Genomic DNA, 15,360 nt, shown 5'->3' with positions numbered 1-15,360 from the left:
CATTTTTCCTCTTGTACGCCCCCGGCCATCGACGGACAGGCACGGCCATTGTCAACGATCTAGGAGTTGACGTCGACCGACCGCCCTTGGCCGCCTGTTGCCTGTCGCGGCCACACAGTCGATCGGGCGCAAGAGCGCCGCGATTACGGCTCTCGTGGTCGCAATGGCGAGTACACTGAAAACGCAATAGAAGCAGGAGAAAGTGATGGCTAACTCTGACCCCCAAAGCACCTTCCGCGGGTTGCCGCTCACCGCGGAGCAGGACGCGGAAGTGAGGCATTACATAAAGGACCGAACGCGGCGTGGGCTGCCATGGGACACGTCGGAGTTGAGCGCGATGCTCAATGACATGCTGCAGCCCCCGGGTGACGGCGACGGAGATGTCGCCTTCCCGGTAGACGAAACCAGAGCCGCCGCCGAGCGCGCAACGGCGTCGCTTGACGAGGCGATGGATCCCATCGAGGCGATTGAGGAGTGGAATGCGGCCATGGAGTCGGAAGGCATGAAAGGACCCAGACGATAAAACCGGAGCCACGATGCTCGCTTCCTGGTAGCGCCGCATACGGAGATCGTGACGCGTACCTCATGGGTTCGATGCGCATGATTTCAATGCTTGAGCGGGTGCGGTCGGTTCCCGTCGCGGTCGGGTCCCACGACATCTCCGTTGAACACCAAGAGGGTGAACATGCGGCTAATCGAAACGGATGAACACAAGGCGTATCTGGCGACGCTGGAGCGCCATGGTTTGACAGCAGACGATTTCAATGTTCTGGAAACGGATACGACGGATCCGAAGGGTGACGAGAACCTCGGCCTACAGGGCTATGTCACCATAACCAGGTTTTCGACGCAGATTTCGAGGGAATACGTGATCGGCGACGAAAGCGATTGGCTACAGCATTTCAGGAAAGATCTCGAAGCGGGCGTCTTCGATAGACCGCAATGATCCCGAATTTCGTCGGAGCGTGGATGAGCCGCCAAACCCGAACCTGATCGCGCGAGCGCTCGCCCGTCTACCCCGCGTCAGTTGGCGCGCGAAGGTCGGTTGACTGGGCGGAACCGACGTTCCAACGTCCTTGTGAAAGCGCGGACGAGCGTCCGCTTCTGGCCGGCAAACGCCACCGTCATATAGAATGACGCGCTTTGCCCGCACGCCTATGTGGTTCAAGAACCTTCAGCTTCATCGTCTCCCGGCACCGTGGGCCGTTACCCCCGACCAGATGGAAGCATGGCTGGCGCCCTACGCGTTTCAGCCGGGCACCAGCATCGAGATGCAGCGCGTCGGATGGGCGTCGCCGCGTGACGACGGCGCGCTTGTGTATTCGATCAACCGGCAGATGCTGCTGACGTTTCGTGCCGAAAAGAAGCTGCTCCCGGCGTCGGTCGTCAATCAGGTGACCAAGGCCCGGGCGCTTGAAGTCGAGGAGCAGCAGGGCTTCAAGGTCGGGCGGAAACAGCTGCGCGAACTCAAGGAGCAGGTGACCGACGAACTGCTGCCGCGCGCGTTCACCATTCGCCGCGATACCCGCGTGTGGATCGATACGGTGAACGGCTGGCTCGTCATCGATGCGGCTGCACAGGCGCTTGCCGACGACGTTCGCGGCCTGCTCGTCAAATCGATCGATCAATTGCCGCTCGCCGGCGTTCAGGTGGCGCTTTCGCCGGTCGCCGCGATGACGGATTGGCTGTTGTCCGGCGAGGCGCCGGGCGGATTCACCGTGGACCAGGACGCCGAGTTGCGTTCGAGCGGCGAAGGTGGCGCCACGGTGCGATACGTCGGCCACGCGCTGGAAGCGAACGACATGCGCCGGCACATCGAGGCCGGCAAACAATGCATGCGCCTCGCGATGACCTGGGATGACCGAATCTCCTTCGTGCTGACGCCGTCGCTGACGATCAAGCGCGTCACGCCGCTCGACGTGATCAAGGAGGCGACGGATCCCACCGCCCAGAACGACGATGAACGCTTCGACTCGGATGTCACGCTGATGACGGGTGAATTGGGGCGGATGTTGACCGATCTTGTCGATATCCTGGGCGGCGAGCGGCACGACTCGATTCATGAGGCGGCAGCAGCCTGAACCCTGTCGGCTGTCGAGGATCATCGCCCTGCGTCGGAGAGGCTTCGCGCTGATCCGACGTGTCGAGGAGGACCGTCGCCGCTCTGGCGCGGGTCGCGGCTGCGCGCTCGCGACCCGCTGCAGCCGATCGCGCTGCCCCGAAACGGACGTTCAGAGTTTGAATCAGTCCGGCCATTTCTTGTGAAGGTAGCCTCACCGTGGCGCCTCTTTCCGTTCGGCCCGGCAGGTTCAGAAAATCAGCGAACAACCTATCCGAAAACCCGAGCCCATACCGCCCGAAGGCGTCGCGCGCGGTCTTCGAAGAGATATGAAGCCGCCAGCGTCAAGAGACCTGAAATTGCACCCGTCACGATGTGCTCGACATAGGGGATACGGTAGTGACTCGCGTGCGAGTAGGCGTCGCCGAACGTTGTCAGGACGCCAACGATCACCGCGTTGCCGTATCGATGCGCGTAGAGTTTCGCCGCGGGCGTGAAAGTCAGAAGCACAGCCAGGAGTCCGGTAACCAGACCTGTATGAAATGCAATAGTCCAGTGGGCAACGCTCATGATGTTTCCCCAGCTCCCCGGCATGCAGGTCATGCACGCGCTGGTCGGCTGCCAGAAACGCTGGACAAACAGTCTGACGCGGTGCTTCCACTCGGTTGACATGACGCACTCCGATCGATGTCGTCGTCGCGGCCGACGCCACCGCACGTATCGTTGAAGCAGTTTCCCAACCCTTTGACGAGCTTGCCGCCCTCGTCACGGATGGGTTGGCTGTGCGCCGTAGAGGCCGAGCAATAGCCTGGACATGGGGGAATACTACTCCACGATCAGACGGCCGCTGCTTCGACCGAGACCGGCATTCAACTCGTGCGTCCATCGGCGCGGTCCCGTCCATGACGGGCATCGAACGATGCGCTACCGCGCGAAGTCGACGTCCGGCATCGCCCCGCGCCGGCCGGTCGCACGCTCGGGCGGCGGTTGATCGAATCATATTTCAGGACTTCTTACTGAAAGGCTCGAGCGCCCCGCAAGCCATTCATGGGCGTGCGCTTGCCGAAACCCATCGCCGGGCGTATGGTTTATTTCTCTGTCGCCCTTTTACGGGAGATATCAAAATGGCTGCCATGCAATCCGCGGCCACGCCCCTCTCCGACGAGGAAGCCCGGCGCCAGTTGCGCCGCGCCGTCATCGCCAGCACGATTGGCACCACGATCGAATGGTATGACTTCTTCCTCTACAGCACGGTCACCGGCCTGGTCTTCGCTAAGCTGTATTTCCCGCAGTCCCACCCGCTCGTCGGCACGCTGCAGGCGTTCCTGATCTATGCCGTCGGCTTTGTCGCGCGGCCGGTCGGCGCGGCGATCTTCGGCCACTACGGCGACCGCATCGGACGCAAGGCCACGCTGATCGTGACCCTGTTGCTGATGGGGCTCGCCACATTCGCCGTGGCCTTCGTTCCGACCTACGCCACGATCGGCATCTGGGGCGCCGTCTTGCTCACGGTGCTGCGCTTCATCCAGGGCGTCGGCGTCGGCGGCGAATGGGGCGGCTCGGTCCTGATGTCGATGGAGTGGGCGCGCACCAATGCGCATCGCGGCTTCGTCGCGTCGTGGCCGCAGTTCGGCGTGCCGGCGGGATTGTTCCTCGCCAACCTCGCCGTGCTGGCCATGAGCTGGTTTTCCGGCAGCAGTTTCCTCACATGGGGCTGGCGCGTGCCGTTTGTCCTCAGCATCCTGCTGGTCGCGATCGGGCTCTATATCCGCCTGAACATTCTCGAGACGCCGATCTTCGCAAAACTACTGGCCGAGCGCCGGATCGAGAAGACGCCGATGCTCGAAGTGCTGCGCAAGCAGCCGCGGGATATCGTGCTGTCCGCGTTTGCGCGGATGGCCGAACAGGCGCCGTTCTATATCTTTACGGCGTTCGTGTTCACTTACGGGATCACGGCGCTGGGCGCCACGCGCGAGCTGCTGCTGACGGCGGTGCTGGTGGCGTCCGTGGTCGAGTTCGTCACCATTCCGCTGTTCGGTCACGTGTCGGATCTGATCGGGCGGCGGCGGATGTACATGATCGGCGCGGTTTCCGTCGGTGTATTCGGATTCCTCTACTTCGCGATGGTCGACAGCCGGAATCCGGTATGGATCTTCGCGGCCATCGTGCTGTCGCTGATCCCGCATTCGATGATGTACGGGCCGCAGGCCGCATTGATCGCCGAGTCGTTTACCGGGCGGTTGCGGTATAGCGGTGCGTCGATGGGTTATCAGCTCGCTTCGGTCATTGCAGGCGGCCCGGCACCGCTGATCGCGACGGCGCTGTTTGCCTACTACCATTCGGGGTATGCGATCGCCGTGTACGTGCTGGCGTGTGCGGTGCTGAGCCTGGTCGCCGCATCGAAGCTCGGCGACTACACGAACAAGGATATTTCGCGGGAATACGACGACGCGCGAAGTCTGGAGGATCATGGGCACGCGCCGCCGCTGACCTGACAGGTTGGCCGGCTCGATCGATGGATGGGGTGACGAAGCGGCTGCCGGCCCGCTTTCGGCACCCAGTCCCGACTCAGGACAACGTGCGTGCCCGCAACGACACGACAACGGCTCGATGACGGGCGGCCACGCTCACGCGCGTTCAGCCGCACGTCACTCACGGCTTGCGATCCGCGCGAGCGGCGCCCAGCGCTTCGAGCAACGGCCGGAGCGCATCGAGTTCCGCGCCGAAGCCGGCCCAATCGCCCGCCTTCAGCCGCTCGATCGCACGATCGTAATGGGCCAGCGCGTCACGGGCGCGCGCATCCGCCGCGGCGCCGGCCGGCGCCGCCACCGGTCCCGGCCTCGTCTCCTTGAACAGCGCCGCGAGCGCCTCGCTCAGGTTTTCCTCCATCACGACGCGATCGCCATAGGCCGCGATCACCCGTTTCAGCTCGGGCAACTGGCCCGACGACGCGCGCAGGTAGAGCGGCGACACGTAGAGAATCGAGTGCTCGATCGGAACGACCACGAGATGTCCGCGGATGACGCGTGAGCCCATCTGGTTCCACAGCGAGATCTGCTGCGAGATTTCCGTGCTCTGCTGGATGCGCGCCTCGATCTGGTACGGCCCGTAGATCAGCTTTTCCTTGGGGAACGCGTAGACGATCAGCTTGCCGTACCCGGGCGGATCGCAACGCGCGGCCAGCCACGCGATCATGTTCTCGCGCTGGCTCGGCACCATCGGCAGCATGAGCACGAAGCCGGCCTGCGCATCGCCGGGCAGCCGCATGATCGTGTAGTACGGCGCCATCTGCCGGTTCGCGGCGTCGCCCCCGTCGATCTCGCCGAGCGCGCGAGGAAACTGCCAGAGATCCTCGCGGTTATAGAACACTTCCGGTGCATCCATGTGATACGCGCGGTAGAGGTTCGCCTGGATCAGGAACAGATCCTCGGGGTAGCGGATGTGCTGTCGCAGATCCTGCGGCATCGTGTCGAGCGGCTTGAACATGCCGGGGAAGATGCGCGCGTAAGTCCGCACCAGCGGATCGTCAGGATCGCTGACGTAGAAGTCGACCGTGCCGTTGTACGCGTCGACCACCACCTTGACCGCGTTGCGAATGTAGTTGGCGCCATCGCCGACGCCGGGCGGCGCATACGGAAACCAGCGGCTGGTCGTATAGGCGTCCTGCATCCAGAACAGGCGTCCGTTGCTTGCCACGACATAGGGGTCGTGGTCGAGCGCGAGAAACGGTGCGATCGTGCGTATCCGGTCCCGGATGTTGCGGTGAAAGAGGATCCTGCTCTCGTTCGTGATGTAGTGCGTCAGCAGGATGTTGGGATCGCCGAACTGCCAGGCGAACAGGCTGCGCCGCACCGCGCCGCCGATCGCGACGCCATCGCGCCCGCTGTAGGACGTGTAGACGTTGCTGTCGCCCTTCGGGTAGTCGAATTCGGGCACACTGCCCTTCACGATCACATAGCCCTGCCCGCCTTCACCGAAGTAGATGCGCGGTTCGTTGATCGCCGGTCCGCCGTCGGCGACCGGCGGAATGTCGCGCAGATAAAGCGACGGCAAGCCTTCCGTGGATTTCTCCGTGACCGGCGACATCACGATGCCGTTGCCGTGGGTGAACAGCAGATGCAGGTTCACCCAGGTTCGGGCGTTCTCCGGCAGCATCGTCTGATCCAGATCGCGCGCCGACAGCATGACCTGCCGGTAGCCGGAGTCGAGACGGTAGCGATCGATATCCACGGAAAAGAACTTGTAGTAAGTCCTGATCTCCTGCAACTGCGCATAGGTATCCCTCAGCGGCTGCACATCCCACAGGCGGATATTGTCGACGGTCGTGCGATTGGCCTGCAGCGACGCAACATTCAGGCCCTGCTCGGCCGCAAACGGTTTGACCTCGATCCGCGCGAGACCGTAGGCCTGCCGCGTCAACGCGATGTTGTGCTGGATATAGGGCGTCTCGAGCTGCAGCTCGCTCGGCTTGACGTAGAAGCGCTGGAACAGCGCGGGATAGACGATGCCGAGCGCGAACGACGTGCCGAACACGAGCAGCAGCGCAGCGGCTGGCAACCGATAGCCGGGCCGCCTCATGTTGACCAGCATCGCAACGGCCGACGCGGTGGCGAGGCCGACGAGCAACCACAGCACCGGCAGCATCACGTGGACATCCGTATAACCGGCGCCGACCACGACCCCGTTGTTGTCGTAGAGCAGGAGAAAGCGTTCGAGCCACCAGGACCAGGCTTTCACCAGGAAGAAGAGTGCCAGTAGCGCCGACCCGTGAACCGCGGCGGCCGACGAAAGCCCCTTCGGCGGGCGGAGCATGATGTCGCCGCGCAGCCAGTAGACGCTGCCTGCGACGATCGCGCAGCAGACGACCACTTGCAGCAGCAGGTTCTTCAGCACGATCCAGACGGGTAGCGCGAACAGATAGAAACCGATGTCCTTGCCGAAGATCGGATCGTGCGCGCCGAACGGCACCCGATGCAGAAAACGCAGCGCGACATCCCAGCTCGACATCGCACCGGCGGCGATCGCCAGCCCGAGAATGACGGCACCCGCGGCGATGACCGCGCGCCAGGGAACGCGCGACGCGACCTCCCCTGCCAGCGCCCGCAGGACATCCTCCGCACGCGTCGACGAAGCGTCCGCTACCTGCCAGACATCGACGGGCCTGGCGTGACGATGCGCGAGCAACCCCGACGCGCCGATCGCGGCCGCCGACACGGCGAACACCGCGACGAACAGCAGCACCCTCGCGGACAGGATCGTCCAGAAGACGCCGGCATAGCCGATCGACGAGAACCAAAGCCAGTCGACCAGGAAACCGGTGATGCGTCCGATGACGATCAGGCAGGCGATGACGATCGCAGCCGCGATCCCATAGCGTCTCAGGCGCGGGACGGACGTTGCTTGCGAGCGCATCGATGCTCCTTTGCCGGGCCGTCATGCGTGGCCGGCTGGCCGGACCGGGGTGTGCCGCCGATCCGTCAGTGAGCCGTCAGTGAGATTCGCGGCCGGCCGCATGTCTGAATGCTACGCCCGTTGCCGACCCGTCGCCATCCGACGGCATGCGCGACGTCACTTTGGAACGATCGAATGCAGTGCTGTGCGCTGCAGCAAATTCGCTCCCCTCGCGGGACGCGATGCGAAGCCGGGGGAGCGCACGGTCAAGGGGGCGTTTGCACGCCATCCGGGTAACGCTCACAATGAATGTTCAGGCGGCTTGCCGCGCCGGAACGGAGGGAACGCGAAATGGACGATCCCCATGATCTTCAGCGCTTTGTCGACGCACAGGATTCGGTGTACGCGCGCGTATGCGACGAGTTGAGGCACGGACACAAGCAAAGTCACTGGATGTGGTTCGTGTTTCCGCAGATCGAAGGGCTTGGCGACAGCGCGATGGCGCAACGCTACGCGATCTCGACACTGGCCGAAGCCGTCGCGTATCTTGACCATCCGCTGCTCGGCGAAAGGCTGCGGGAATGCACACGGCTCGTCAATCAGATCGAAGGCCGTTCGATCCAGACGATTTTCGGGTATCCGGATTACCTGAAATTCCGCTCGTCGGTCACGTTGTTCGCGCATGCGACTGCCGACAACGCGGTGTTCGTGGCGGCGCTCGAGAAATATTTCGGCGGCGAGGCCGATCACGACACGCTCGCGCGAATCTAGGCGGTGCCGGTCACAAGCGGTCAGGCCTTGCAGAATGCTCGCAAGGAAAAACCGAGGCGATCGCCGCCGCCCCGAATGCTCGGCGCGCGTGCAAGCGTGCCCGCGTGACGACCACGCCCCCTCGACAAGCACCTGTCGATGGCCGCTATCGGGCGCAACCAGCGACGACCGTAGCGGGCCGAACGCCGACCGTCTTCCCCGCGCTCCCCGGAAATCCACGATGAACCGCAAAAAAGCCACCCTCGCGGGTGGCTTGCCTGGATTCGACCGGTCTTCGATCACCCGCATCACGCGTGCGTGCGCCGACTGGCCTCTGCATCGACCTCACGCAGCGACTTGCCGCGCGTTTCCTTCGCGAGCCCCACGCACACGATCGAGATCAGCGCCGCTGCAACCAGATACAACGCGATCGGCGTCGACGAGTGATAGCGCTCGAGCAGCGACAGCCCGATCAGCGGCGCGAGCGAGCCGGCCATCAGCGGCGCGACCTGGTAGCACAGCGACAGCGCGGTATAGCGCACGTTGGTCGGGAACATCTCGGTCATCAGCGCCGAATACGGCGAGTACGTCATCGATTCGATGAACAGGCCGAACACGATCGCGGCCATGATGATCCAGTCGTTGCCGGTGTCCATCATCGGGAACGCGACGAAGCCCCAGCCGGCGGTCAGCACGGCGCCCGTCAGATACACGGGCTTGCGCCCGACGAGATCCGACATCAGCCCCATCAACGGGATGAAGAAGAAGTGAATCGCGTTGGCCGCGAACATCAGCTTCAGGATCCGCGTGGTGTCGAAACCGACGACCAGCTTCAGGTAGGTCAGCGAAAACGTGACGACCATGTAATACAGGATGTTCTCGGCGAACCGCGCGCCGATGCCGATCAGCACCTGCCGCCAGTGGTACTTCAGCACGTGGCCGACGCCGAGCTGCTTCTCCTGCTTCTGCGCACGGCGCGCCTGCGCTTCCTTGAAGATCGGCGCATCGTCGACCTTGCGGCGAATCCAGAAGCCGATCAGCACGACCACCGCCGAGAACCAGAACGCCGCGCGCCAGCCCCACGCCAGGAAGTCGGCTTCGGACAGCGAGCTCGACAGCACCAGCAGGATGATCGTCGCGACGAGGTTGCCGGCCGGCACGCCGGCCTGCGGCCAGCTGGCCCAGTAGCCGCGGCGGTTGTCCGGGCTGTGTTCGCTGACCAGCAGGATCGCGCCGCCCCACTCGCCGCCGAACGCGAAGCCCTGGATCAGGCGCAGCGACACCAGCAGCACCGGCGCCCAATAGCCGATCGCGTCGAAGGTCGGCAGGCAGCCCATCAGGAACGTCGTGATGCCGACCACGATCAGGCTGACCTGCAGCAGATACTTGCGGCCGAACTTGTCGCCGTAGTAGCCGAACACCAGCCCGCCGATCGGGCGCGCGGCGAACCCCACCGCATACAGCGCGAACGCGGCGAGCAGGCCGTCGATCGGGTTGCCCGTCTTCTTGAAGAAGTGCGTGCCGAACACCAGCGCCGATGCCGTTCCGTACAGGAAGAACTCGTACCACTCCGCCACCGACCCGACCATCGACGCCGCGACGACCCGCTTCAACTCCCGTTTCGACGCCGTGTCCTGCACGGCTGCCGCACCACCAGGCGAGACTGCCTCGCCGACCTGACTTGCCATCTCCGAATCTCCTCTCGTTGTCTTCCATTTCCCTTGACGGGCCGGTTCGCGAGCAAGCGCGCCGAACGATTTTATACAATATTCAATACACAATCCACGGAATCTCAAAAATGATTTCGACACAAATGCGACACGCCGGGCGGTGTTTGCCGACCGGGCCGGGCGCTTGCGGGGCGAGCGATTTAGGTCAGATGAACGTGCGGCGGAACCCGGCTCGAGGAACGCCTGCCAGGCTTCGGCGGCGGTCAGGCAGGGCCGGGACGCACATCGGCCCGCTTCGCCATGATCGCCAGCGATCCCCGCCGGAGGCCGCCGCGACGCGCTTCGCCGCCCTTCCGACACCCCGCAACGACGACCTTCGTCATGCCCTTTTAATTTTATATTGTATAAAATATGCGGACTGGCTAGAATGCACTCGTCGATGGCTGACTCTCGGGCGAAACCGGAGGCAACGTTTCGGCACCGAGGCAAACAAGAGGTGGCCAGCCGCCGTCCGGATCACGTGAAGCACCGACGAGACGGCGAGCGCGCGTACAGCCCACGTTGCCAGCAATGGCAGTTGACCCTATCTGAATGTGAGGAAACGAGATGAGCGACAACATTTTTACCGGCACCATTCCGGCCCTGATGACGCCGTGCACCGCTGACCGTCAGCCGGATTTCGACGCGCTGGTGAAGAAGGGCAAGGAACTGGTGGCACTGGGCATGCGCGCGGTGGTGTACTGCGGCTCGATGGGCGACTGGCCGCTGCTGACCGAAGCGCAACGCCAGGAAGGCGTCGCGCGCCTGGTCGAAGCCGGCGTCCCGACGATCGTCGGCACCGGCGCGGTGAACTCGAAGGAAGCCGTGTCGCACGCCGCGCATGCCGCGAAGGTCGGCGCGCACGGCCTGATGGTGATCCCGCGCGTGCTGTCGCGCGGCGCGTCGCCGGCCGCACAGAAGGCCCACTTCGCCGCGATCCTGAACGCCGCGCCGAACCTGCCGGCCGTGATCTACAACAGCCCGTACTACGGCTTCGCGACCCGCGCCGACCTGTTCTTCGAACTGCGTCGCCAGCATCCGAACCTGATCGGCTTCAAGGAATTCGGCGGCGCCGCCGACATGCGCTATGCCGCCGAGAACATCACGTCGCAGGACGACAGCGTGACGCTGATGGCCGGCGTCGACACGCAAGTGTTCCATGGCTTCGTGAACTGCGGCGCGGCAGGCGCGATCACCGGCATCGGCAACGCGCTGCCGCGCGAAGTGCTGCAACTGGTCGACCTGTGCAAGAAGGCCGCGCAAGGCGATGCCGTGGCGCGCGTGCGTGCGAAGGAACTGGAAGCCGCGCTGGCCGTGCTGTCGTCGTTCGACGAAGGCTGCGACCTGGTCCTGTTCTACAAGCACCTGATGGTGCTGAACGGCGACAAGGAATACACGCTGCACTTCAACGAAACCGATGCACTGAGCGACGCGCAACGCAACTACGCGGAAGCGCAGTACACGCTGTTCCGCAACTGGTACGCGAACTGGTCGAAGAGCATCGCGTAAGCGCGCTCGCACGATGCCGTGCGATATGCGGACGTCATACGCGGCCGTGATATGCGGCTGTGATGCGCGGCTGTGATGCGCGGTCGTGCCACGGCCTCGCGATGGAAAGGGAAAGCCACGGATCGTTCCGTGGCTTTTTTCGTTGGCGCGCGGCCACGCTCGCGCAAACGCAACCGCCCGCGCTACTTCACCGTCGCCAGCCGCGATTCCATCCCGTCGATCTTCGCGAGCAGCACGTTGCAGAGTTTCGTCACGTGGCGCGGCATGCCGGGGATCGCCAGCAGCGCTTCGATCCGCCCGCGCCAGTAACTCGGACAACTCACGCGCATCGCGCGCGGCATCACCGCCTCGCCGTTACCGGCATCGCTTTCCAGCAGCGCGACCATTCTCCCGATATGAGAAAGCTCGCGCTCCACATAGTCTCTCGTCAGCATGTGATGATCCCCGCAATACCGCACCCGGCCTGTCGTCATCGGCGCGCCGCCGCATGGTCTTGTCGCGGGACCCGTCGTATTCGCTTCCCGTCACGGTACGCGCGTCCTGTGTCAGAACACCGCCGCCCGGCGCGATGACATCGTTCATATGATCGGATCAATCCCGCGCAGCCGTCGAGACGTCGTCGCCGCGCCGCGTCGGTTGCATCCGCACCTCGATACGCCGGTGCCGATCGTAGCGGCGCCCGCTGGCGAGCGCATCCCCAACATTGAGGATGCTTGCCGGAATCGATCGCACCGCATCCGCGCGACACGTGCGGCGACCGGCGACCGGCGACCGGGGAACGGGGAACGGGGAACGGGGAACGGGGATGTCCAGGGTACGTTCCGCCGACGAGTCGATCGCGCCCGCGCGTGCGGAAATGGCCGTCGCGACCGGCATCGCCGGCGGCCTGACGCCGGCCGCACGCATCCCGTCGTGATGCGCGAGTCGCCGCCTTCCGCGCGGAACGCTACTCGTGCCCTTCCAGCTCGGCAAACAGCCAGTCCTGAAAACATCGCAGCTTCGGCAAGTCCGCCCGCGACTTCAGCAGATTGAGCGTGTACCCGTTCACGCGCAGTCCGTCGAAGCCGAGCGGGGCCACCAGCGTGCCCATTTCGAGCTCACGCTGCACGAGCAGGAGACTTTCCAGACACACGCCCATCCCGTCCACCGCCGCGCTGACCGCCATGAACGAGCGATCGAAGCGCGGCCCTCGCGTGATGTCGAGCACGACCTTGCGGTGCAGCCGCATCCAGTCCCGCCACCCGACCAGGCAGCCTTCGCTGTGGATGAGGGTGTGATGCCGCAGATCCGCGACCGTGCGAATCGGATGCTCGCCGTTCGCGATCCGCGGCGCGCATAGCGGCACGATCGTTTCGAGCGGCAGGTCGAGCACCATCGTGCCGGCCGGCTGCAACCGCCGCGCGCCGTAGCGGATGTCGATATCGACGGATTCCTTGATCAGGTCGACGGGCGCCGACGATGCATTGAGCCGCACGTCGATATCCGGATGCAATGCGCTGAAGCGGGCGAGCCGCGGCATCAGCCATTGCGTCGCGATGCTGGGCGTGGCGTGCACGGTGAGGATGTCGCTCTTCTCCACCCGTCCGATGTCGCGGGTCGCCTTGTCGATGCGCGCGAACGCCGCGCCGATCTCCTCCGCATACTGCCGCCCGGTATCGGTGAGGATCACCGCGCGATGCACGCGATGAAACAGGCGAACGCTCAACTGATCCTCCAGCAGCTTGATCTGATGACTGATCGCGGACGGTGTCACGAACAGTTCGTCTGCTGCGAGCGCGAACGATGAAAGCCGCGCGGCGGCCTCGAACGCCTGTATCGACTTGAGTGTGACCTTGTTGTGCATTGCAGCGCTCACATGAATTGAATTCAGCGATGAGCCACTTTAATTCGTTTGAGCCGATCGATTCAAGCAGATACGCTTTCTCTCACTCGCAGCACATCCGAAGCAAGGGATTACCCGAATCTGCGAGCAGCACGAAACATCCCGCCACGAATCACCCGGCGCGCGGCCTTCGACAGGCCGGACGCCGCAAGAAGGAGACACGCGTGAATACGAGCGAAGCCGGGCGCACCGCCCAACTCGCGGAACACGCCTACCGCATCCGCCGCAACGCGCTGCTGATGGGCGAAGTACAGGGGCAAGGCTATATCGGCCAGGCGCTCGACATTGCGGACGTGCTGTCCGTCGCCTACTTCGGCGCGATGCGCTACCGCCCCGACGATCCCGAATGGGAAGGACGCGACCGCTTCCTGCTGTCGAACGGCCACTACGCGATCGCGCTGTACGCCGCGCTCTTCGAAGCCGGCATCCTCCCCGCGGACGAACTCGAGACCTACGGCAGCGACGACAGCCGCTTGCCGATGTCCGGCATGGCGAGCTACACGCCCGGCATGGAGATGTCCGGCGGCTCGCTCGGCCAGGGCCTGACGATCGCCGTCGGCCGTTGCCTCGGGCTCAAGCGCAAGGGCTCGGACGCGTTCGTCTACACGCTGTTCTCCGACGGCGAGCTCGACGAAGGCGCGATCTGGGAAGGCCTGATGTCGGCCGCGCACTGGAAACTCGACAACCTGATCGCGATCGTCGACGTGAACAACCAGCAGGCCGACGGCCCGTCGACGCAGATCATGGCGTTCGAACCGCTCGTCGACAAGCTCGAAGCGTTCGGCTGGTACACGCAGCGCGTGAACGGCAACGACATCGAAGCCGTCGCGCATGCGTTCGACAACGCCCGCCGGCATACCGGCGCGCAACCCCGCATCATCGTCTGCGATACGAAGATGGGTTGCGGCGTGCCGTTCCTCGAAGCACGCGAGAAGAACCATTTCATCCGCGTCGACGCGCACGAGTGGACGCTCGCGCTCGACGCGCTCGACGCCGGGAGGCAAGCATGAGCACCGTCGCGAAGAAGCCGCGCCTGAAGACCTCCGCGATGATCGCGTCGATCGCGGGCGAAGGCCAGATCACGCGCCCCGCGCCGTTCGGCCATGCGCTGTCGACACTGGCGCGCGTGAAGACGAACGTGATCGGCATGACGGCCGACCTCGGCAAGTACACCGACCTGCACATCTTCGCGAAGGAATTTCCCGAGCGCTACTACCAGATGGGCATGGCCGAGCAGCTGCTGATGGGTGCCGCGGCCGGTTTCGCGCACGAAGGCGCGCAGCCGTTCGTCACGACCTATGCGGTGTTCGCGACGCGTCGCGCGTACGACTTCATCCACCAGACCATCGCGGAAGACAACCTCGACGTCAAGATCGTCTGCGCGCTGCCGGGCCTCACGACCGGCTACGGCCCGAGCCACCAGGCCGCCGAAGACCTCGCGCTGATGCGCGCGATGCCGAACATGACGGTGATCGATCCGTGCGACGCGCTCGATATCGAGCAGATGGTGCCGGCGATCGCCGCGCACAAGGGCCCCGTCTACGCGCGCCTGCTGCGCGGCAACGTGCCGGCCGTGCTCGACGAATACGACTACCGCTTCGAACTCGGCAAGGCGAAGCTGCTGCGCGACGGCAACGACGTGCTGCTGATCTCGTCCGGGATCATGACGATGCGCTCGCTGGAAGTCGCGAAGGCGCTGGAGGAAGACAACATCGGCGTCGGCGTGCTGCACGTGCCGACCATCAAGCCGCTCGACACCGCGACCATCCTGCGCGAAGCGAAGCGCACGGGCCGCATGGTGATCGTCGCCGAGAACCATACGGTGATCGGCGGCCTCGGCGAAGCGGTCGCGCGCACGCTGCTCGGCGCCGGCGTCACCCCGCCGTTCCGGCAGATCGCGCTGCCCGATGCGTTCCTCGACGCCGGCGCGTTGCCGACGCTGCACGACCGCTACGGCATCTCGACGGAAACGATGAGCGACACCATCAAGCGCTGGCTCGGCTGAACCGGGCCACCCGCCATCACGACAACCCATACCGAACCCCCTATCAGGAGAACCG

At 64.4% G+C, this 15,360-nt stretch carries 13 protein-coding genes; 8 read left to right on the top strand and 5 right to left on the bottom strand.

Going from position 1 to position 15,360, the window contains the following annotated elements:
* Positions 1-205 precede the first annotated feature (205 nt).
* The 3 genes from U5771_RS16040 (at position 206) to U5771_RS16030 (ending at position 2,081) form a co-directional block, all read left to right on the top strand.
* The gene (locus U5771_RS16040; RefSeq protein WP_121862497.1) at positions 206-523 is read left to right on the top strand and encodes a hypothetical protein; all 318 of its coding nucleotides are present in this window, start codon (positions 206-208) and stop codon (positions 521-523) included.
* Positions 524-685: 162 nt separating this feature from the next.
* Positions 686-946 carry a transcriptional regulator gene (locus U5771_RS16035; RefSeq protein WP_322024882.1) on the top strand — a complete coding sequence of 87 codons (261 nt, stop codon included), beginning with the start codon at positions 686-688 and terminating at the stop codon, positions 944-946.
* Between the two features lie 211 nt (positions 947-1,157).
* Positions 1,158-2,081, top strand: coding sequence for a recombination-associated protein RdgC (locus U5771_RS16030; RefSeq protein WP_322024881.1), 924 nt, complete (start codon positions 1,158-1,160; stop codon positions 2,079-2,081).
* Between the two features lie 248 nt (positions 2,082-2,329).
* On the opposite strand, the gene U5771_RS16025 is transcribed toward U5771_RS16030, so the two are convergent.
* A complete protein-coding gene (locus U5771_RS16025) occupies positions 2,330-2,731 on the bottom strand; it encodes a hypothetical protein (protein WP_322024874.1) in 402 nt (133 codons plus the stop codon).
* A 452-nt stretch (positions 2,732-3,183) separates the two neighbouring features.
* Between U5771_RS16025 and U5771_RS16020 the strand changes: the two genes are divergently transcribed.
* A complete protein-coding gene (locus tag U5771_RS16020; RefSeq protein WP_322024880.1) occupies positions 3,184-4,554 on the top strand; it encodes an MFS transporter in 1,371 nt (456 codons plus the stop codon).
* Positions 4,555-4,711: 157 nt separating this feature from the next.
* On the opposite strand, the gene U5771_RS16015 is transcribed toward U5771_RS16020, so the two are convergent.
* Complete coding sequence (locus U5771_RS16015; RefSeq protein WP_322024873.1) at positions 4,712-7,471, bottom strand: UPF0182 family protein; 2,760 nt, start codon at positions 7,469-7,471, stop codon at positions 4,712-4,714.
* Positions 7,472-7,801: 330 nt separating this feature from the next.
* On the opposite strand from U5771_RS16015, the gene U5771_RS16010 reads away from it, so the two are divergent.
* A complete protein-coding gene (locus U5771_RS16010; protein WP_322024872.1) occupies positions 7,802-8,221 on the top strand; it encodes a DUF1810 domain-containing protein in 420 nt (139 codons plus the stop codon).
* A gap of 287 nt (positions 8,222-8,508) precedes the next feature.
* Here U5771_RS16010 and abaF read toward each other — a convergent pair whose 3' ends face one another.
* Entirely contained in the window at positions 8,509-9,888 is a 1,380-nt protein-coding gene (abaF, locus tag U5771_RS16005) for a fosfomycin efflux MFS transporter AbaF (RefSeq protein ID WP_322024871.1), read from the bottom strand.
* 588 nt (positions 9,889-10,476) lie between these two features.
* Between abaF and U5771_RS16000 the strand changes: the two genes are divergently transcribed.
* On the top strand, positions 10,477-11,418 hold the full coding sequence (locus U5771_RS16000) for a dihydrodipicolinate synthase family protein (protein WP_059525958.1): 942 nt from the start codon (positions 10,477-10,479) through the stop codon (positions 11,416-11,418).
* A 182-nt stretch (positions 11,419-11,600) separates the two neighbouring features.
* Here U5771_RS16000 and U5771_RS15995 read toward each other — a convergent pair whose 3' ends face one another.
* Positions 11,601-11,852, bottom strand: a complete 252-nt coding sequence (locus U5771_RS15995; RefSeq protein ID WP_322024870.1) for a hypothetical protein — start codon at positions 11,850-11,852, stop codon at positions 11,601-11,603.
* Between the two features lie 512 nt (positions 11,853-12,364).
* The gene (gene gcvA / locus U5771_RS15990; protein WP_322024869.1) at positions 12,365-13,261 is read right to left on the bottom strand and encodes a transcriptional regulator GcvA; all 897 of its coding nucleotides are present in this window, start codon (positions 13,259-13,261) and stop codon (positions 12,365-12,367) included.
* A 203-nt stretch (positions 13,262-13,464) separates the two neighbouring features.
* On the opposite strand from gcvA, the gene U5771_RS15985 reads away from it, so the two are divergent.
* Entirely contained in the window at positions 13,465-14,310 is an 846-nt protein-coding gene (locus U5771_RS15985; protein ID WP_322024868.1) for a transketolase, read from the top strand.
* The gene (locus U5771_RS15980; protein WP_322024867.1) at positions 14,307-15,305 is read left to right on the top strand and encodes a transketolase family protein; all 999 of its coding nucleotides are present in this window, start codon (positions 14,307-14,309) and stop codon (positions 15,303-15,305) included. Before U5771_RS15985 ends, U5771_RS15980 begins: the two co-directional genes overlap by 4 nt.
* Positions 15,306-15,360: the final 55 nt, after the last annotated feature.

The organism is Burkholderia sp. BCC1977, assembly GCF_905339595.1.
Classification (GTDB): Bacteria; Pseudomonadota; Gammaproteobacteria; order Burkholderiales; family Burkholderiaceae; genus Burkholderia.
Note: the sequence above shows the minus strand (reverse complement) of the source record. Positions and strands in the feature narration are given on the sequence as shown.